This window comes from Caballeronia sp. LZ003, assembly GCF_031451465.1.
GTDB lineage: Bacteria > Pseudomonadota > Gammaproteobacteria > Burkholderiales > Burkholderiaceae > Caballeronia.
In genome coordinates, this window is sequence record NZ_JARUXJ010000002.1 from 55,764 (window position 1) to 74,536 (window position 18,773).

The window sequence follows — 18,773 nt, forward strand, 5'->3', positions numbered from 1 at the left end:
GGCTGTCACCACTTCGACAAAAGCCGTTCAAGGCTTAAGATCAGACCTTGATGGCGCCTTAACAAGACGACTGCTAAGACGCTAAGCGCTTATAGCTTTCGCTTGACAGGACAGCTGCCAGACCAACAACCGCTTAAGGCTAAAAGCAACCTGCAAACGAAAAAATGCTAAGGTTATGCAATAGCTTAAACGAGCGAAGAGCATGCTGAATTTGACATCGGATCTGCATGGTAATGCCTTGCTATGTTCGCTTCCCGCGCCGGAGTGGAAAGAGATCGCACGCCATCTGGAGTTGATCGAACTGCGTAGCGAACAACGCCTGTATGATCCCGGCCAACAAATGCAGTATGTCTATTTTCCGACTACGTCGATCATCTCGCTTCTTCACATGGTGGAGGACGGTGCATCGACCGAGATTGCCGCCGTCGGGCGCGAGGGCATGACAGGTTTGCCGGTGCTAACGGGCGGCAAGTTCATGCCAACGCGTGTTCAGGTCCAGTTTCCCGGATCTGCGTACCGCATCAAGGCTCATGCGTTGCGTGAACTCATTGGCCGTTCGGCGTTCTTGCGCCGTTTAATGCTTCTATACACGCAGGCGTTGCTGACCCAGGTTGCACAAACAGCCGCGTGCAACCGACATCATTCGCTGCGCCAGCAATTTTGCCGATGGTTATTGACGCAAGCGGACCGGGCGCCGTCAATGGTTTTGCGCGTCACCCAACAAGGCGTCGCGGACAGCCTTGGCGTGCGAAGAGAAGGCGTCACCGAGGCGACGGGCAAACTTCACGATGCAGGCTTGATTCGGCACGGCCGAGGCAGCATTGAAATTCTCGATCGCGCTGGTTTGGAGAAGCAGGCGTGCGCTTGCTATTGCATCTTAAGAAAAGAATTCGAAAAGATTCTGCGACCGCGACAAGTCGATCTCGCCTGAGCGAATTGGGTTTAGTGGCTGCATTGACGGTTGCTGGCAAGAAGCGCGTGGCTTGCAATTTTTTCGAGCGCTCTGGCGAAGGCTGATAGCCGCGCAGGCGCTGTCCGAAGCCACGCTATGGTCTAGCTAAATTAGACGCAAAGATTGCTCGTGACGGAACTGCGTGCGCCTTAAACGAAGGCTGCGGCGCGCCTGAAGCGCGTGTGTACTTACGCGCCGCTTAACCCCATGCTGCATAATGCATCGGCTATTCCAGAACAAACCTTGGAGATGTCGATGCTGCTGTCTGAACAAAACGTACTCGTCACCGGCGGCGCGCGCGGACTGGGCGCGGCGATCACTGAAGCCCTCGCGCGTGAAGGCGCCAGTGTCGTCATCAACTATCGTCGTAGCGAAGCGCAAGCGAACGCGCTGGTCGAGCGGCTTGGACCGCGCGTCGTGGCGGTTCAGGCCGACATCACGGATCAGGCATCCGTCGCGCGTCTGTTCGACGAAGCGCTCGCTAAAAGCGGCCGGCCGATACATGCCGTCGTGAACAACGCGCTTGCCGAATTCAGCTTCGATGGCGACGCGCGACCGAAGATCGGCGATATCGAATGGACGCGCTTTCAGCAGCAGATCGAAGGCGCCCTCAAGGGCGCGCTCAATACGATTCAAGCCGCGTTGCCTGCAATGCGTGCCGCTGGCTTTGGCCGTATCGTGAATGTCGGCACCAACCTTTTTCAGAACCCCGTCGTGCCTTATCACGACTACACGGCGGCCAAGGCGGCATTGCTCGCGTTGACGAGAACTGCATCGAACGATCTCGGACCGGACGGCATCACGGTGAACATGGTGTCCGGCGGACTCTTGCGCACGACCGACGCCAGCAGCGCGACGCCCGAAGCCGTGTTCGATATGGTCGCCGGATTCACGCCGTTGCGCCGTGTCACGACGCCGGAAGAATTCGCCGACGCAGTGCTGTTCTTTCTCTCACCGTGGGCGCGAGCGGTGACGGGACAGAACCTCGTCGTCGATGGCGGTTTGGTCAAGGACTGAAGCGTCTTGCTCACACATGATCTCTCGACAATTCCCAAGCACGGCTCTCGACTCAAGGCACGACATCATGGCTTATGAAAAGGTGAGCGTTTCCACTCGCGACGGGATGTGTCCCGTTCACGTTTTCACCGCCGATACGGCAACGCCTTCGCCGGCCATCGTCTTCTACATGGATGCGGGCGGCATACGTCCAGCTGTATCAGATATGGCGCAACGGCTGGCGAACGCGGGCTATGTCGTCCTGCTGCCAGACCTTTTTTATCGCTACGGTTCGTATGGGCCTTTCGATCCCGTGGAAGTATTCAAGGGCGATGTGCGAGCGATCCTCGGGCCGCTGATGGTCACCACGGGTAACGCGAAGGCGGCCGAAGATACAGAAGCATTGCTTGCCTACATCGACACGCGCACGGACGTTGAACCCGAACGTATCGGCGCGGTCGGTTTTTGCATGGGCGGCGGCATGGCTATCACCGCCGCTGGCCAATATCCCGATCGCTTCGCGGCGGTGGCAAGCTTTCACGGCGGCAATCTCGCAACCGATGCCCCTGACAGCCCGCATCTCTCAGCGCCACGACTAAAGGCCGAACTCTATATCGCAGCGGCCGACGCCGATGGAAGTTACCCGTCATCCATGGCGCAGCGCTTCGAAGACGCATTGAAGCAGGCCGGCGTTCGGTATGTCGCTGAGACCTATACCGGCGCCGCGCACGGCTGGATGAAGCCGGATTTTCCGGTGTACGACCAAGAGGCCGCCGAGCGCGGATGGTCCACGATGATCGAATTCTTCGATCGAACGCTCAAAGGTCCGGTCTGAAATCTTCGTGCGATGATCATGTCGTCGCGCGATCGTCGCGAAGCTCCGCTTACGAAGTCCCTATCCGCCGTTACGTTGGTGCGGCGCGTCACAGCACTAATTACCTTCGTCGCATCCCACTAGACCATAAAGAGAAAAAACGATCGTAAGGTGTTCTCCTACTGATCCGCATGCGAACTAGTCAGTACATTTACAAAAACAAAACGGCTGGCGCGATCGACCGAAGGCACGTTAGCTCATGCGTTCGATCCATGCATTCAAACGAGGAGAGAGACGATGTTCAGGAAACCGGACGATGACGCGAGCCAGAAGCACGGCGTAAAAGCGAGCGATGCGCGTCGCGAAGGCATGAGTCGGCGAGACTTTGCCAGATTACTCGGCGCCGCGCCGCTCGCGTTGCTCGTCGGGTGCGGCGGGGGCGGAGACGATTCATCCAATTCTTCAGGGACGTTGGCGCTCGATCCAACGGCCAAAGCCGCGAATCCAGACACTTACACCGACTTCGAATGGTACAAGTGGACGTTTCCCATCGACAAAACGCTGGATGCAGTCGGGACAGCAAACGACGGCGTCGGCCAGATGTACGTGCGGCTTTACACGCCAAAAACGGTGGCATCGACGACATATCCGCTGGTGGCCGTGCTGGGCGGGTTGGGCAACGACGCCAACATGACGGCCAACTTTTATGCCTCCAACGGCGCGGCGGATTTCGCAAACGCGGCCTTGCAGGCGAAGTATCCGTCATACATCGTGACGGTGACCGTGCCTTGGGAAGCATGCGTCAACTACGACGCCGAGATGGTCTATATGAACGCCATCGGCGAGTTGATGAAGGCCATCTCGACGCGCGTAGGCAATGTCGACTCGACGCGCATATACGCAACAGGCATCTCGCAGGGCGCGGGTTGGTCCTACGAAGCGGCATCGTTGCAACCCGATCTGTTCGCGGCACTCTTCATCAATTCAGGAACGGTCGTCCATACGACCTGGGGCAACGAAGCAGACCTGACCAAGCTAAAGGACGTCAACCTCTATATCGCGCACGGGGCGCAGGATCAGTACATTCCAGTGAACGAAGCGTACCGGGTCTACAACGACTTGTCCGCTCTCGGCAAACGCAACATCAAGCTGGACGTGGTGACGGGAACGCACGCGCTGTCGGGCACGCAGTATTTCCCGGCCACGCCCGTTACGAGTGTTTATCCGTGGCAGGACTGGCTCCTCACGCAGAAGAAGGGTGTGGGCTTCGATGGCCCCGTGCTTACCGAGGTCAGCCCCTTCTCCGCGTATCAGTGGGCGGGCCGCTCGGTATTACCGGATGTGCCAACTTGGGCTACCGACGTACCGTACGCAACGTGGACCGAGCCACAGGACAATCCGACCTGGGACACCATCAAGACCCGGCTTGCTGTTCCCACGGTGAACGGAACGAGCAGCGGCGGCTATGTGATCGGACGCTTTCGTATCGGCGACGAAACGCAGACCACCTATGACAGCGCGACGACGGCGACCGCGGGTCTCAAGTCCGGCCAATTGCTATGCATGACCATTCAGGGCTACACCGGTGCGTACGGGGACGACTTCGCCTCCTTCAACGCGACCTGGACCGTGGAATGGGCCGTGATGGCGGGGCAGGTTACGAGCATCGTCTTGACGAATCAAGCGAGCCCGGCGCCCATTGCCCGACCGAGCACGGTGAACTTGACGAACGGCGGCGGCCCGAACGTCAATAACTCGCTTGCGACGCCGAATGTCCTCGATGGCAAGCAGGTCTATCTGAGGATCGCTCTCGCGGACACTTACACGGGCACTGCGCTGAAGGTTTATGTACGCTTCACCAGAAAGTTATCGAGTGCGCCGCGAGGGCCAGAATATGCGTCGTACTGGCATGTCGTGGACTTGCCTGTGAATCTGGCTGCCTGATTTATCGATGTGGGAAAACGGCGCTTCATACTCATGCGCCGTTATTCCGCAATCGCGTCGGTGCCCGCTCGCTGGCTGCTGCTTGGTGCGCGGCATTGACCACAGGATCGAAGTCCAACGCATGGACGACCCGAACCATGCTATCGAAACCCTCGACCGTCTGCATGCGCTCGGCATTCGCCTGTCTGTCGACGACTTCGGCACGGGATACTCTTCTTTGTCGTACCTGAAGCGCATGCCCGGGAACGAGATCAAGATCGATCGATCCTTCGTCATGGGCATCACGGATCATAAAGACGACGAGACCATCGTGCGCTCGACCATCGATCTCGGGCACAACATGGGACTGAAGGTCGTGGCGGAAGATGTCGAGAGCGAACAAATGATGACGCGCCCGCGGGAGTTGCAATGCGATCTTGCGCAGGGATTTCATTTGAGCCGCCCGCTGCCGCCGGCCAAGCTCGAACTCTGGCTCGCGGGTTGGGTCGAGGAGAACAATCTGCGTTTCGCGTGAACTCATCCGCAGGTCACGTTCATCCGTTTTTCTCGTTCGACGACATTTCCGATGCAAGCCGATGCATGGACATCCATGCCGCCAGCGCACGGACGTCGGCTTGCTTCGATCAAACGATTGCTCGCTTCGAGCAGTCGCGCACAGCAGTGAAGGGGGCGCCGCTCGAAGTCATCGAGGAAAATAGTCGGGCAGCCGAAAGCCGTCATACGCGTGATTGCCGACGATGGCTTGCCTGAACGCATCCGAACGATACGCTTCGACGATATCGTCGGTGGTCTGCGAATGCTGGTTCGCGGCTTTCACCACGACCTGATTCACGTAGGGCGAAGTCATCTCCTCGAGCGCCAGCGCCGTGGTCAGGGCGTGTCCGCTCGATACCGCGAAGTTGCCCTGAATCGCCGCAAAATCCACGTCTTCCAGCGCGCGCGGCGCCTGTGCCGATTCGAGCAGCACGAGCTTGATGCCGGCAGGATTATCGGTCACGTCGCGCTCGGTTACATCGACAGGATTCGGATTCGGACGGATGCGAATCCAGCCGATACGCTGAAGGATCTTGAGCGCGCGTTCCAGATTGACGGGATCGTTGGGCACGGCAACCGTAGCGCCTTTCCGGACCTCGGCAAGCGCATGGTGCTTCGTGGAGAAGAGGCCCATCGGTGGCGTGGGCACTTGCACCACGCCGACGAGATCGGTGCCGTTGCGGTCGTTATAGGACTTCAGATACACGCTGTGCTGCATCACGTCGGCCGCTATCTCGCCGCGATACACCGCCTGGTTCGCTTCCAGGCCGGTGCTGAACTCGACGTAGCGCACGGTGTAGCCCTTCTTCGAGAGTTGCGGTTCGACGCCCTGACGAAACTCGTCCGCGTAAGGGCCGGGCACGAAGCCTACTCGCAGTGTGTGCGTGGCATTGTCCGCGGCGAAGCCGGGCGAGATGAAGACGGCTTGGCTCAACGTCAGCGCGAGCAGGAACGGCCTGAGTTTTACCGGTGCAATCATGGGAATGAGTGGGCTGAACGAAAGCAGAAATCGTATCAACGCAACCCATGCGGGCGGAACAGATTGATCGAGCTAACCTTAGTCCGCAATGCGATAACCGAGGCTTCGCATCAATCGATCGTCTGTCGCGCGAGTTCGACTCTGGGCAGCGCAATGCCATGCCGCTCGCGAGCCGCTTGACGCGTCGTATCGATTTCCTTCTGCTTGCGAAGTTCGTCCCAACCCAGCACCTGTGCCGCGATCTCCGCGCCTTCGAGCAACAGCGCGTTCGTCAGATGTCCGGAGATCGCGATCGTCGTGCGACGGAAGAACAGGTCCGCAAGACGCGTGACCATGTCATGCGCGCACAAGTACTCGATCTCGCGCACCGTGAAGTCCGATGCGCTGCCAAAGGGCCGATCCGGTGCGCCCGCGCAAAAGGCCGCGACGGCCGAAGCAGTCGTGCCATAGCGCGTGAGCAAGCCGTCGGCACGCTCGGCCGACACCCCATACTGTCGAACGACATCGCCGATCCATTCGGCCCGTGCATACGCATCGCGCGGAAAATCGCGGCCTCCGCCGATCGCCGTGTGACGCGTGCGGACCGCGCGTGAGCGTCCGAGGCGGGCGAGCGTGTCGTCGGTGACCGTTTCGGCGAATCCGCGAAACGTCGTCCACTTGCCGCCGACGAGCGATAAAACCGGGACTTGCGTGCCGGCAAGACGATCCACATGCATCGCGTGATCGCGGCTTACATCGCCGGGATCGGCGGCATTGGAATAGGGCAGCGGGCGCACGCCGCTGTATCGGAACGCAATGTTCGATTCGTTCAACACCACGCGTGGAAAAACTTCCCGCAGCGCGCCGAGCATGTAGGCGACTTCATCGTCCTCGCAGCGCACGGCGTCGGGCTCGCTTGTGCGGATATCGGTCGAGCCGATCAGCAACTTGTCCATGAAGGGATAGATGAGCGAGATGCGCCCGTCCTTCGAGCCGTAGTACACCATGCGGCCGCGCAGTTGCGCATGGAGCTCGGGGTGATCGACGATCAGATGCGAACCCTTCGTCCCGCCGATGTACTTGCTTTTTATGCCGAGCGAAGCATTCACGCTGTCGATCCACGCACCGCCCGCGTTGACGACGACCTCGGGCCGCACCGCGACGAGCTCGTCCGTTACGAGGTCGCGCAACCACACGACGCCGCCCTCGACGCGCTCCACGCTCGTGTAATTGGCCGCCGCCGATTGCTTGCACGCGGCAAGCCCGTCCGCGACGAGCTCGAAATTCAGGCGTTCGGCTTGCGTCACCTTGGCGTCGTAATACGTGGCGGTCGCCTTGATTGCCGGATCGAGCAGCGGCAGGTCTTCAAGCGATTGCGCTCGCGTCGCGAGATGATGACGCGGCATCGTGCGGTCGTGCCGTCCCAAGAAGTCGTACATGACAAGGCCGATCTTCGAGATGATCGCGCCGCGATCCGCAAGCTTGGCCTTCATGCCGAAGAAGCGTCGAGCGGACGCCACCATGCCGCCGAAGTACGAGTGAATCGGCAGCACGGTTTCGAGCGGCAGCACGTAATGCGGCGCGTTCTTCAGCAACAGGTTGCGCTCCAACGTCGATTCGGCGACGAGGCGAAATTCGCCCGTCTCCAGATACTTCACGCCGCCGTGTATGAGCCGCGATGGCGCGCTACTCGCACCGGCGGCAAAGTCGGTCTTGTCGATCAACAGGCAGTCGACACCTTGCAGCGATAAATCGCGAAACACACCCGCGCCGTTGATGCCGCCGCCCACGATCAACACGCCGATCTTCGGGCTCTGCTTCAACTGGTCGAGAAAGAAATTGCGGTTTCGTTCTGTCATCGAAATTCTCCGGCTTCAATGCGAGGTGGCCGCGCGGTCGAGCGCGGGCCACAAGGGCTGAACTGCGGCGATGAGTTGCGACCAGAGCGCGTACGCGTCGTCGAGCTTCGCGTGGCGTTGCGGGTCCGGCGCATGCGTGCGCGCAACGCGGCAGGCGCGCGCCACGGCATCGGCAAGCGAATCGAAAACGCCCACGCTGACGCCTGCGCAAAGCGCCGCGCCGAGCGCGCTCGCCTCCTGACTTTCGGGTATGTCGATTGCGATGCCAAGCACATCCGCGAACGACTGAGCAAGCAACGGACTCGACGATCCACCGCCCGTCAACCCCGCACGATGCGCCGGAAAAGCGCTCGTCAACGCTTCGATGTGCCAGCGGTGATTGAACACCATGCCTTCGAGCACCGCACGCGCCAGATGCGCGCGCCGGTGCCACGAGCGCAAGCCGAAGAACGACGCGCTCGCCGGCTGCTCGAACGGAGAACCGAACAGGAAGGGATGAAACATGACCGAACTCGGTTCGGCCGACACCGCCTGCACTTCGTCGCTGATGAGATCGAACAGCGAGCATCCGCGCCGCGCCGCTTCCTGCGTTTCGTGCTGAAAGAGTTCGCGCAAAGCCCAATCGACATTGCTCGACGAAGCGGGCGAAATCGACATGTTCATCCACTGGCCGGGCCGTGTGCCGTTACGGCACGACCAGCGCGGATCGAGTTGCGGCCGATCCGACAGTATTTCGTTGATGCTGAACGTTCCCGCCGTCACCGACAACACGCCCGGTTCGGCGTTGCCCATGCCGAGGGCGCTCGACGTGACGTCGTGCAGCCCGGTTGCGACGGGCGTGCCTTCCTTCAAGCCGGTTTGCGATGCGGCAAGCGCCGTCACGCGGCCGGCCTGCGCCGTGGACGCGACGATGGGTGCGAGCGCCTGGCCGATAGTCCCCAGGCCGTACAGCGCCATGACCTCGGCGCTGTACTGCTGCGTGTTCACATCGGTGAAGGACGAACTGGCTTCGGTTGGATCGGTGGCGGGGACGCCCGTGAGACAGAGCCGCAGCCAGTCCTTGCAAAACAAGACATGGCCGATCCGCGCGAAGCGCGCTGGCTCGTTGAGCTGAATCCATTTCAGCAGGCTGACGGCGGCGTACGGATAAGGCTGCTGTCCGGTCAATGACAGCGCCCGTTCCAGCACGCCTTCATCGAGCCAGCGTTCCCGGACGTCTAATGCTCTGCTGTCGAGAGAGAGAATGACGGCGCCGAGCGGCGCGCCCGCGCAATCCACGAGATAGAGCCCGTCGCCGTGTCCGGTCACGCCGACGGCCGCAATGGAACCAGGCGCGATCTCGCTCAACGCATCGCGAATGGCGCCACAGGCCGCATCCCAGGTTTCTCGCATGTCCCGTTCGACATGGCGCGCACGCGGCTGCCGCTGTTCGACGCGCCGGCTGCCCACCGCGACGGTGCGCCCGGCCGTGTCGAAAACAACCGCTTTCGTGGCTGTCGAACCGCTGTCGACGCCGAGCAGATACGTCTCCATCGTGTCTCCGAATTTTTTGTTGCATCGCGTCAAGCCGACATTTCGCCTTCGGATTGCGCGATGCTTATCTAGGGTTATAGCGGATGGTAATCGAGGATCGGGTTGCCTATTGTGCTTACAGTGAAAAAAATTTCAGCACGTAGAAAAAATATCACTTCAACGTGCGCACGGAGACGACATGACGAAATCCGCCGACAGGCGTGACGCCGAGGACAGTCTTGCGATTCGCGCGGCGTGGCTGCACTACGCCGCCGGTCAGACGCAGGCCGACGTCGCGGCTCGTCTCGGCGTGAGCAGTGTCAAGGCGCATCGGCTGATCATGCGAGCGAATCAGAGCGGCGCGGTCAAGTTCACCATCGACGGCGATGTCGCCGAATGCGTCGTGCTCGAAGCGGAGCTCGCGCAGCGCTTCGGTCTTAGCTATTGCGAAGTGGTCCCCGATCTGAACGAAGGCGATCTGCCGCTGCGTGCCCTTGGCGTCGCTGGCGCGCACTTCATGCAGCGCGAGATCGCGACGCGGCAAGGCGGCGTGATCGGCATAGGACATGGGCGAACGCTCGCGGCCGTCGTGGAGAACATTCCGCGCCTGGACGCGGGCACGGTGCGCTTCGTGTCCTTGCTTGGCGGCGTCACGCGCAAATACACGGCAAATCCGTATGACGTGATTCACCGGCTCGCCGAGCAAACGGGCGCGGTGTCGTATGTGCTGCCGCTGCCGTTTTTCGCCAACAAGGCCGAGGATCGCGAAGTGTTGCTGGCGCAGCGTGGCGTGCGCGAAGTGTTCGACATGGCGGCGCATGCGGATCTGATGGTCGTCGGTATCGGATCGGTGAATGCGGACGCGCAACTCGTCGCATCGCAAATGATCGAGCCCGACGAAATTCAGGAAGTGCGCGACAAGGGCGGTCAAGGCGAATTGCTCGGACATTTTTTCAGCGATACCGGCCAATCCGTCGAAACATCGCTGGCGGCGCGCACGGTCGCGCCCGAACTCGACGACCTCAAGGGCCGGCGCATCATCGCGATTGCGGGCGGCGCGTCGAAGATCGCGGCGATTCGCGCGGTGCTCAATAGCGGCCTTCTGAGCGGATTGATCACCGACGAAGCCTCGGCGCTGGCGCTGAAGATGGAACCTGTCGCGACGGAGGCGGCGTGATGAGCGAGAACGCACGCGACCTTCTCATCGGCATCGACGCGGGGACCTCGGTCATCAAGGCCGTGGCCTTCGACCTGACGGGACGGCAGATTGCCGTCGCCTCGGTGCCGAACCGCTACACCACGAGCCCCGATGGCGCGGCGACTCAATCGCTCGATCAAACTTGGGGCGACTGCGCGAAGACCTTGCGGGATCTGGGCGCGAAGATCGAAGGTCTCGCGCAACGCACGCGCGCGCTGGCGGTGACGGGTCAAGGCGACGGCACATGGCTCGTCGGCGCAGGCAACAAGCCGGCGAGCGACGCATGGCTATGGCTCGACGCGCGCGCCGCGAACACGGTGCGGCTGTTGCAAGAAGGACCGGCGAGCCGCGCGCGGTTCCAGGCGACCGGCACGGGACTCGCCGCGTGCAGTCAGGGCGCGCAGATCGCGCATATGGCCGCGACGACGCCCGAAGTGCTCGAACGCACCGAAGTGGCACTGCATTGCAAGGACTGGCTGTATCTCAATCTCACCGGTGTGCGCGCCACCGATCCGTCCGAGGCGAGCTTCACCTACGGCGACTTTCGCACGCGCCAATACGACGACACGGTGATCGAAGCGCTCGGCCTCACCGCGTGGCGCGACCTGTTGCCGGAAATCATCGACGGCACGGAGATCATGCATCCGCTGACGTCAGACGCCGCCGCCGCGACCGGCCTGCTCGAAGGCACGCCCGTGTGTCTGGGCTTCGTCGATATCGTGCTGACGGCGCTCGGCGCGGGCATTCACACGGAAGGCGCGACGGGCGCGAGTTGCTCGATCGTCGGCTCCACGGGCATGCACATGCGCGCGATGCACAACGCCGACATCCATCTAAACGCGGAAGGCACGGGTTACGTGATCGCGTTGCCGGTGCCGGGCATGTCGGCGCAAGTGCAGTCGAACATGGCGGCGACGCTGAACGTGGACTGGGTGTTGAATCTCGCGTGCGATCTGCTCGCGCAGTTCGGCACGAGCCTTTCGCACGGCGACCGGATGAAGTGTATCGACGGATGGCTGCAGTCGGGACGTCCCGGTGCGCTTCTGTATCACCCCTATATCTCCGATGCCGGCGAGCGCGGTCCTTTCGTGGACCCGAACGCACGCGCGGATTTCATCGGACTCACGAGCGAGAGCCGCTACCCGGATCTGTTTCGCGCGGTGGTCGAAGGGCTCGGCATGGCCGCGCGCGATTGCTATACGTCGATGGGCATTCCAATGCCCGATGAACTGCGCCTCACCGGCGGCGCGACGCGTTCGCGCGCGTTGCGCGGCGTGCTCGGCGCGGTGGTCGGCGCGCCGGTGCGTATCTCGCTGCGCGAGGAAGCGGGCGCGGCGGGCGCGGCGATGATGGCGGCGGTCGCGCTCGGTGTGTATCCCGACATGAACACGTGCATCGCGCAATGGGTGACGCCGCTGCTCGGACAAGTGGAAGCGCCCGATGCGGAACTGACGCAGTTGTATGCGCAGCTTTTTCCCGCGTATCGGAAGGCGCGCGAGGCGCTCGTACCGACCTGGGATGAAACGGCGCGGTTGCTGAAATCGCGGCATCGGCCGAACGCGCTAGCCGCGGGCCTCAACTAACGTCGAACATGGAACGCTGAGATGAGCGAGAAGGATAGGGTGGACCTGTGTGTCATCGGCGGCGGCATCAACGGCGCGGGTATTGCGCGCGATGCGGCGGGCCGCGGACTCTCGGTGATTCTGTGCGAGAAGGACGATCTCGCGCAGGGCACGTCGTCGCGTTCCGGCAAGCTCGTGCATGGCGGGCTGCGTTACCTCGAATACTACGAATTCCGGCTCGTGCGCGAGGCGCTGATCGAGCGCGAAGTGCTGCTCAATGCCGCGCCGCATATCATCTGGCCGCTGCGCTTCGTGCTGCCGCATAGTCCGGGTGATCGTCCCGCATGGCTCGTGCGCACGGGCCTCTTCATGTACGACCATCTGGGCGGCCGCAAGAAGCTGCCGGGCACGCGTTCGCTCGACTTGTGGCGCAATCCGGAAGGCGCGCCGATCAAGGACGAGTACCGGCGTGGCTTCGAGTATTCCGATTGCTGGGTCGACGACGCGCGTCTCGTCGTGCTGAGTGCCGTCGATGCCGCCAAGCGCGGCGCCGAAGTGCTCACGCGCACCGCATGCATCGGCGCGCGGCGCGAGGGCAATGCGTGGCGCGTCGAACTGCGCGACACGCGCACGGGATCGACGCGCGTCGTGAACGCACGCGCGCTCGTCAATGCGGCGGGACCGTGGGTATCGGATGTCATCGGGCGCGCGGGCGCGAAGTCGACGCGCAAGGTGCGGCTCGTGAAGGGCAGTCATATCGTTACGCCGAAGTTCTGGGACGGTCCGCACTCGTATCTCGTGCAGAACCACGACAAGCGCGTGATCTTCATCAACGCCTATGAGGGCGACAAGGCGCTCATCGGCACGACCGATGTGCCGTGGGACGGCGCGCCGGAAACCGTGCAGATATCGAACGAGGAAATCGACTATCTGCTGACGGCGGTGAACCGCTACTTCAAGCATCCGTTACGCAAGCAAGACATCGTGCAGACGTTCTCGGGCGTGCGTCCTCTCTACGACGACGGCAAGGGCAATCCGTCGGCGGTCACGCGCGACTACGTGTTCGATCTCGACGCCAGCGGCGGCGCGCCCTTGCTGAATGTCTTCGGCGGCAAGATCACGACGTTTCGCAAGCTCGCCGAACATGCGCTGCAAAAGCTGCAGCCGACCTTCCCGAAGATGGGCCCCGACTGGACTTCATCGGCGACGCTGCCGGGCGGCGACATGGAAGGCGCCGACGTGCCGCGCTTCATGGCGAGTCTGCAAAGCCGCTACGAGTGGCTGCCGCGCAATCTGCTGCGCTATTACACGCAAACCTACGGCACGCTGACCTCGCAGGTGATCGACGGCGCGACCTCGCTCGCCGGTCTCGGCCAGCAGTTCGGACCGAACTTCCACGAAGCGGAAGCGCGCTACCTGATGTCGCACGAATGGGCCGAGTCGGCGGACGACATGCTCACGCGGCGCACCAAGCACGGCTTGCACATGAGCGCCGCGCAGAAGTCCGCGTTCGAAGCCTGGCTCGACGGCCTCGTGCGTAAATCCACTTAAAGACACGAGACGAACATGGCATTCACGCTTGCACTGAACACGAATCCGCTGGTGAACCGCTTCGCCGAACCGGGCGACCTGATCGACACCATCGCGCACGACATGAAAATCCGCGACGTGCAGTTGACGCACGAGTTCATCAATCCGTCGTGGCCGGCGGCAACCACGCGGCGGCTCACGCGCGAGATGCGCGCGGCGATGACGCGCACCGGCGTGCGGATCACCTCGGGCATGACCGGGCCGTATGGCCGTCTGAATCACTTCGGTCATCCGGATGCAGACGTGCGCCGCTACTACATCGACTGGTTCAAGTCGTTTGCGGATATCACCGCCGATCTGGGCGGCGACTCCATCGGCACGCAGTTCGCGATCTTCACTTACAGGGATTTCGACGATCCGCAACGGCGTGACGCGCTGCTTCAAACCGCGATCGATTGCTGGGCCGAAGTCGCCGAGCATGCCAAAGCGGCCGGCTTGAAATACGTGTTCTGGGAACCGATGTCCATTGGCCGCGAATTCGGCGAGACCATCGCCGCGTGCATGGCGCTGCAAGACCGCCTGAGCGCCGCGAACATGGCCATTCCCATGTGGATGATGGCCGACATCGACCACGGCGACGTCACCAGTTCCAACCCCGACGACTTCGATCCCTATGCGTGGGCGCGCGCCGTGCCGCGCGTGTCGCCGATCATCCATATCAAGCAGTCGTTGATGGACAAGGGCGGGCATCGCCCGTTCACCGCGGAGTACAACGCGCGCGGCCGCATTCAGCCAGAACCGCTCATCGAGGCGCTGCACGCGGGCGGCGGGCGCGACAACGAAATTTGCCTGGAACTCTCGTTCAAGGAACGCGAGCCCACGGATCGGCAGGTCGTCGCGCAGATCGCCGAATCGGTGGCGTTCTGGGCGCCGCATTTCGACACCGGCATCGCCGATCTCAACATCTGAGGAGTCAGACATGCCAGGCACGATGACACAAAAGCTGATCAACGATGGCGACGCCGCCGTCGACGAGATGCTCGAGGGCGTCATGGCCGCGCACGGCGATCTGCTGACGCGCAGCGACAGCGCGCCCCGGGCGATCATCGCGCGCAACGGGCCGCGTGAGGGCAAGGTGGCGTTGATCATCGGCGGAGGATCGGGACACGAGCCGACGTTTCTGGGCTTCGTTGGCCGCGGTCTCGCCGATGCCGCCGTGATCGGCAACGTCTTCGCTTCGCCGCCGCCGCAACCGGCCGTCGATGCCGCGCTCGCCGCGCATGGCAACGCGGGCGTGCTGTTCATGTACGGCAATTACGCGGGCGATGTCATGAACTTCGACATGGCGACCGAACTGCTCGAACTCGACGGCGTCGAGGCGCGCACCGTGCTGACCACCGACGACATCGCCTCCGCGCCGCGCGACAAGCGCGAGACGCGGCGCGGCGTGGCGGGCAACGTGTTCATCTTCAAGGCAGCGGGCGCCGCGGCGGACCTGATGATGCCGCTCGGCGAGGTGGAGCGCGTCGCGCGCCATGCCAATGCGCGCACGTACACGCTCGGCGTGGCGCTCGCGCCTTGCTCGCTGCCGCAGACGCGTCAACCGAACTTCGAGATTGCCGCCGGCGACATGGAAATCGGGATGGGCATTCATGGCGAACCGGGCATGCGCCGGGAAGCCTTGCGCACGGCCGACGACATCACCGACGAAATCATGGATGCGATCCTCGCCGAGATGGGCGCGGCCAAGGGCGACCGCGTGGCGGTACTCGTGAATTCGCTCGGCTCGACGCCGCTCATGGAGCTTTACATTCTCAACCGGCGCGTTTCGCAGCGCTTGCAGGAGGCGGGACTCGTCGTGCATCGCACGCTCGTGGGGCCGCTGTGCACATCGCTGGAAATGGCGGGCGCGTCGATCACCGTCATGCATCTCGACGATGAATTGCAGCGCCTCATCGATCATCCGTGCGAGTGCGCGATGTTTCAGCAGAGGGCCGCATGATGTCCGCGTTTTCCACCGCCGACAACGCGCAATTGTTCCGCGAACTCGCGAGCACCATTGCGGCGGCGCGCGACGAACTGTGCCGGCTCGACGGCGTGATCGGCGACGCGGACCACGGCATCGCGATGGAGCAGGGCTTTTCTGCCGCGTCCAGGGCCATCGACGCGTTGCCGTCCGACTGCACGTTCGCGGATCAGTGGAACGCCGCGGCCAAGGGTTTTCTAAACGCGGTCGGCGCATCGTCGGGGCCGCTTTACGCAACGGCGTTCATGCGCGCGGCGAAGGCGGCGGGTGCGCGTCAGGCATTGCCGCTGAACGAAGCGCCGGGGTTGATCGTCGCGATGGCCGAAGGCATCCGGTCGCGCGGCAAGGCGGACGTCGGCGAAAAAACCATGGTCGATGCGTGGGCGCCCGCCGCCTCGGCAGCCGAAGAAGGCATGGCGGACGGCTTGTCCGTGAGCGACATCCTGACGCGCGTTCGCGAAGCGGCGAACGCGGGCGCGGAATCCACGAAGGCGATGGTGGCGACCAAGGGAAGATCGGCGCGCCTCGGTGAACGCAGCATCGGTCACATCGATCCGGGCGCGGCCTCCGCCGCGATGGTCATCAACGTGATTGCAGAAAACTGGGGAAGACATGACACGCACTGAACGAATGGACAGCCGCGAGGTGAGCCAATGAGCGCAATGACTCCGTCGATCAAGCATCAGGGCAAGCGCGGCATGCGCGTTGTGATCGGCATCGTGTTGCTGGCCATTTTGCTGATCGCGATGGCCATGAGTACCAAAATCGTGAAGATCGGTTCCGGCGCCGATACGCAGACCAAGGAATTCGAGCCGGAAGCCTACGGCAAGAAGCAGTTTCCGAAGACGCAGGCCGCGATAGAAAAGCGCGCCGTCGATGCGGCGACGCTGGCCGCCGCCATCGCCAAGGATCAGGACGCGGCGGGCAAGCAATATGGCATCGCGGGCGGCGGCATCGGTCCTGAGATGTCGGTGAAGTTCTCGGGTGTCGCGGGCAAGGAAGACTCCGGCGTGTACGAAGTCAAGGTGCCGGGCCTGCCCGATTCGCTCGTCATACGCGTGCAGACGGGACCGGCGATCAACGGCACCGACTTGCGCGATGCCACGGGCGACATCAGCTTCGGCCAGTTCACGAATCAGATCGATTACCAGAACGCCGGTTACGCCATCAACACGGAGATGAAGAAACAGGTTCTGTCGAAGGTCGATACCGCCAAGTTGACGGGCAAGACAGTCGATGTCGTCGGCGTGTTCCAGCTGATCAATCCGAATGGCTGGCTCGTCACTCCTGTGAAGCTGGACGCGAAATGAGCACCATCGATCCAACCAACGAACAGGGCGCGGCGAAGGATGGCGTGCTGCTGTCCGCGCGCGATGTCGTCAAGTCGTATGGCGGCGTGCATGCGCTCAAGGGCGTGAACTTCGAGATTCATCGCGGCAAGGTCACGACGCTCTTCGGCGAAAACGGCGCGGGCAAGTCGACGCTCATGAAAATCCTCTCCGGCGTGGAAAAGCCGACCTCCGGAGAAATCGAGCTGGATGGCGAACGCGTGGCGTTCACGTCATCGACGGATGCGCGCAATCACGGCATCTCCATCATTCATCAGGAACTGAGTCTCGCGCCGAACCTGAGCGTGCGCGACAACGTCTTCATGGGCCGCGAGCTGCGCACGCCGACCGGCGTCAACTTCGCCGAAGAAGCGCGGCAGACGCGCGCGCTGATGGAGGAACTCGAAGAAGACGTCGACCCCATGACGCTGGTGCGCGATCTGCGCCTCGGTCAGCAGCAGGTCGTCGAGATCGCGCGGGCGTTGTCGGTCGATTCGCGCATTCTGATCATGGACGAACCGACTTCGGCGCTGAGCGCATCCGAAGTGGAGGTGCTGTTCAAGGTGATTCGCGACTTGACGAGCCGGGGCGTATCGATCGTCTACATCTCGCATCATCTGGAAGAAGCATTGCAGGTCACGGACTATGCCGTGGTGCTGCGCGATGGCCGCATCACCGCGACGGCGGAGCGCAAGGACATCGACCTCGGATGGATCGTGCGCAACATGGTGGGCGAGAACTTCGACCTCGGCTCGCCGCCGACCGGCTACGAGTTCGGCGAAGTCGCGCTCGATATCGACGATGTCAGCATCGCCGATGAATCCGGCTCAGGCGTGTCCGTGGTCGATCGTCTGTCGCTCAAGGTGCGCGCGGGAGAGATCGTCTGCATCTACGGACTGATGGGCGCGGGCCGCACGGAACTGCTCGAAGCGGTCGCGGGACGCACGCGGCTGCCGGTGACGGGCGGGACCATTCGGCTCGAGGGCGAGAGCATGGCGGGGCTGAGTATCGCGCAGCGCATTGGCCGTGGGCTCGTGCTGGTGCCGGAAGATCGTCAGCGCGACGGCCTCGTGCCGACGATGAGCGTCGGCTCGAACTTGTCGCTCGCGAGCATCCGCTCTTTCGTGAAGGGCATCTTGATGTCGCCGCCGGTCGAGCGTGAACTCGTCGGCCAGTCGATCCGCAACGTGCACGTAAAGACCTCGGGCCCGGGCGCTTCGATCCGTTCGCTGTCGGGCGGAAATCAGCAGAAGGTGGTGATCGGCAAGATGCTGGCAACCGGACCGCGCGTCATTCTGCTCGATGAACCCAGTCGCGGCATCGACATCGGTGCGAAGTCGGAAGTCTTTCGTCTGCTCGCCGAGAACGCGAAGAAGGGTTTGGCCGTCGTGTATTCGACGTCGGAAGTGGGCGAATGCCTGAGCGTTGCGCATCGCATCATCGTCATGCGGCGCGGAAAGATTTCCGCGGAATTCGGCCCCGACGCCAACAAGGACGACATCATGGCCGCCTCCGGCGAAGCCGTGGTCGCCTGAATCAGAACATGCCTGGAGACATTGA

At 62.5% G+C, this 18,773-nt stretch carries 16 protein-coding genes; 13 read left to right on the top strand and 3 right to left on the bottom strand.

What is annotated here, in order from left to right:
* Positions 1 to 202 precede the first annotated feature (202 nt).
* From QCE79_RS14920 to QCE79_RS14940, 5 genes are all read left to right on the top strand, one after another.
* On the top strand, positions 203 to 931 hold the full coding sequence (locus tag QCE79_RS14920) for a Crp/Fnr family transcriptional regulator (RefSeq protein ID WP_309845475.1): 729 nt from the start codon (positions 203 to 205) through the stop codon (positions 929 to 931).
* 276 nt (positions 932 to 1,207) lie between these two features.
* The gene (locus tag QCE79_RS14925) at positions 1,208 to 1,969 is read left to right on the top strand and encodes a 3-oxoacyl-ACP reductase (protein WP_250494728.1); all 762 of its coding nucleotides are present in this window, start codon (positions 1,208 to 1,210) and stop codon (positions 1,967 to 1,969) included.
* Positions 1,970 to 2,036: 67 nt separating this feature from the next.
* Entirely contained in the window at positions 2,037 to 2,783 is a 747-nt protein-coding gene (locus tag QCE79_RS14930; protein WP_250511215.1) for a dienelactone hydrolase family protein, read from the top strand.
* Between the two features lie 276 nt (positions 2,784 to 3,059).
* Complete coding sequence (locus QCE79_RS14935) at positions 3,060 to 4,706, top strand: PHB depolymerase family esterase (protein ID WP_309845478.1); 1,647 nt, start codon at positions 3,060 to 3,062, stop codon at positions 4,704 to 4,706.
* A gap of 121 nt (positions 4,707 to 4,827) precedes the next feature.
* Positions 4,828 to 5,220, top strand: coding sequence for an EAL domain-containing protein (locus QCE79_RS14940; protein ID WP_250468260.1), 393 nt, complete (start codon positions 4,828 to 4,830; stop codon positions 5,218 to 5,220).
* Positions 5,221 to 5,388: 168 nt separating this feature from the next.
* Here QCE79_RS14940 and QCE79_RS14945 read toward each other — a convergent pair whose 3' ends face one another.
* The 3 genes from QCE79_RS14945 to QCE79_RS14955 form a co-directional block, all read right to left on the bottom strand.
* Positions 5,389 to 6,219, bottom strand: coding sequence for a MetQ/NlpA family ABC transporter substrate-binding protein (locus tag QCE79_RS14945; protein WP_250468261.1), 831 nt, complete (start codon positions 6,217 to 6,219; stop codon positions 5,389 to 5,391).
* 110 nt (positions 6,220 to 6,329) lie between these two features.
* Positions 6,330 to 8,057, bottom strand: a complete 1,728-nt coding sequence (locus tag QCE79_RS14950) for a glycerol-3-phosphate dehydrogenase/oxidase (protein WP_309845483.1) — start codon at positions 8,055 to 8,057, stop codon at positions 6,330 to 6,332.
* Between the two features lie 15 nt (positions 8,058 to 8,072).
* On the bottom strand, positions 8,073 to 9,590 hold the full coding sequence (locus QCE79_RS14955; protein ID WP_309845486.1) for an FGGY-family carbohydrate kinase: 1,518 nt from the start codon (positions 9,588 to 9,590) through the stop codon (positions 8,073 to 8,075).
* Positions 9,591 to 9,768: 178 nt separating this feature from the next.
* Here QCE79_RS14955 and QCE79_RS14960 point away from each other — a divergent pair, with 178 nt between their 5' ends.
* Genes QCE79_RS14960 through QCE79_RS14995 form a run of 8 tightly spaced genes read left to right on the top strand, consistent with a single transcriptional unit; the run spans position 9,769 to position 18,748 of the window.
* Positions 9,769 to 10,746 (top strand): sugar-binding transcriptional regulator, encoded by a 978-nt coding sequence (locus QCE79_RS14960; RefSeq protein ID WP_244830446.1) that lies wholly within the window; start codon positions 9,769 to 9,771, stop codon positions 10,744 to 10,746.
* The gene (locus QCE79_RS14965) at positions 10,746 to 12,350 is read left to right on the top strand and encodes an FGGY-family carbohydrate kinase (RefSeq protein WP_250511219.1); all 1,605 of its coding nucleotides are present in this window, start codon (positions 10,746 to 10,748) and stop codon (positions 12,348 to 12,350) included. Before QCE79_RS14960 ends, QCE79_RS14965 begins: the two co-directional genes overlap by 1 nt.
* Before the next feature lie 21 nt (positions 12,351 to 12,371).
* Positions 12,372 to 13,880 (top strand): glycerol-3-phosphate dehydrogenase, encoded by a 1,509-nt coding sequence (locus QCE79_RS14970; protein WP_309845490.1) that lies wholly within the window; start codon positions 12,372 to 12,374, stop codon positions 13,878 to 13,880.
* Between the two features lie 15 nt (positions 13,881 to 13,895).
* Positions 13,896 to 14,828 carry a sugar phosphate isomerase/epimerase gene (locus QCE79_RS14975; RefSeq protein WP_250468266.1) on the top strand — a complete coding sequence of 311 codons (933 nt, stop codon included), beginning with the start codon at positions 13,896 to 13,898 and terminating at the stop codon, positions 14,826 to 14,828.
* 10 nt (positions 14,829 to 14,838) lie between these two features.
* A complete protein-coding gene (locus QCE79_RS14980) occupies positions 14,839 to 15,861 on the top strand; it encodes a dihydroxyacetone kinase subunit DhaK (RefSeq protein WP_244830439.1) in 1,023 nt (340 codons plus the stop codon).
* Complete coding sequence (gene dhaL, locus QCE79_RS14985) at positions 15,858 to 16,511, top strand: dihydroxyacetone kinase subunit DhaL (RefSeq protein WP_309845495.1); 654 nt, start codon at positions 15,858 to 15,860, stop codon at positions 16,509 to 16,511. The genes QCE79_RS14980 and dhaL overlap by 4 nt, the downstream gene beginning before the upstream one ends.
* A 27-nt stretch (positions 16,512 to 16,538) precedes the next feature.
* Positions 16,539 to 17,195 carry a DUF2291 family protein gene (locus tag QCE79_RS14990; protein ID WP_250468268.1) on the top strand — a complete coding sequence of 219 codons (657 nt, stop codon included), beginning with the start codon at positions 16,539 to 16,541 and terminating at the stop codon, positions 17,193 to 17,195.
* Positions 17,192 to 18,748, top strand: a complete 1,557-nt coding sequence (locus QCE79_RS14995) for a sugar ABC transporter ATP-binding protein (RefSeq protein ID WP_250468269.1) — start codon at positions 17,192 to 17,194, stop codon at positions 18,746 to 18,748. The genes QCE79_RS14990 and QCE79_RS14995 overlap by 4 nt, the downstream gene beginning before the upstream one ends.
* The last annotated feature ends 25 nt before the right edge of the window (positions 18,749 to 18,773 follow it).

What these genes read in the sequence shown, in the direction of transcription:
- QCE79_RS14920 (WP_309845475.1), top strand. Translation starts at nt 203, where the DNA reads ATGCTGAATTTGACATCGGATCTGCATGGTAATGCCTTGCTATGTTCG.
- QCE79_RS14925 (WP_250494728.1), top strand. Translation starts at nt 1,208, where the DNA reads ATGCTGCTGTCTGAACAAAACGTACTCGTCACCGGCGGCGCGCGCGGA.
- QCE79_RS14930 (WP_250511215.1), top strand. Translation starts at nt 2,037, where the DNA reads ATGGCTTATGAAAAGGTGAGCGTTTCCACTCGCGACGGGATGTGTCCC.
- QCE79_RS14935 (WP_309845478.1), top strand. Translation starts at nt 3,060, where the DNA reads ATGTTCAGGAAACCGGACGATGACGCGAGCCAGAAGCACGGCGTAAAA.
- QCE79_RS14940 (WP_250468260.1), top strand. Translation starts at nt 4,828, where the DNA reads ATGGACGACCCGAACCATGCTATCGAAACCCTCGACCGTCTGCATGCG.
- QCE79_RS14945 (WP_250468261.1), bottom strand. Translation starts at nt 6,219, where the DNA reads ATGATTGCACCGGTAAAACTCAGGCCGTTCCTGCTCGCGCTGACGTTG.
- QCE79_RS14950 (WP_309845483.1), bottom strand. Translation starts at nt 8,057, where the DNA reads ATGACAGAACGAAACCGCAATTTCTTTCTCGACCAGTTGAAGCAGAGC.
- QCE79_RS14955 (WP_309845486.1), bottom strand. Translation starts at nt 9,590, where the DNA reads ATGGAGACGTATCTGCTCGGCGTCGACAGCGGTTCGACAGCCACGAAA.
- QCE79_RS14960 (WP_244830446.1), top strand. Translation starts at nt 9,769, where the DNA reads ATGACGAAATCCGCCGACAGGCGTGACGCCGAGGACAGTCTTGCGATT.
- QCE79_RS14965 (WP_250511219.1), top strand. Translation starts at nt 10,746, where the DNA reads ATGAGCGAGAACGCACGCGACCTTCTCATCGGCATCGACGCGGGGACC.
- QCE79_RS14970 (WP_309845490.1), top strand. Translation starts at nt 12,372, where the DNA reads ATGAGCGAGAAGGATAGGGTGGACCTGTGTGTCATCGGCGGCGGCATC.
- QCE79_RS14975 (WP_250468266.1), top strand. Translation starts at nt 13,896, where the DNA reads ATGGCATTCACGCTTGCACTGAACACGAATCCGCTGGTGAACCGCTTC.
- QCE79_RS14980 (WP_244830439.1), top strand. Translation starts at nt 14,839, where the DNA reads ATGCCAGGCACGATGACACAAAAGCTGATCAACGATGGCGACGCCGCC.
- dhaL (WP_309845495.1), top strand. Translation starts at nt 15,858, where the DNA reads ATGATGTCCGCGTTTTCCACCGCCGACAACGCGCAATTGTTCCGCGAA.
- QCE79_RS14990 (WP_250468268.1), top strand. Translation starts at nt 16,539, where the DNA reads ATGAGCGCAATGACTCCGTCGATCAAGCATCAGGGCAAGCGCGGCATG.
- QCE79_RS14995 (WP_250468269.1), top strand. Translation starts at nt 17,192, where the DNA reads ATGAGCACCATCGATCCAACCAACGAACAGGGCGCGGCGAAGGATGGC.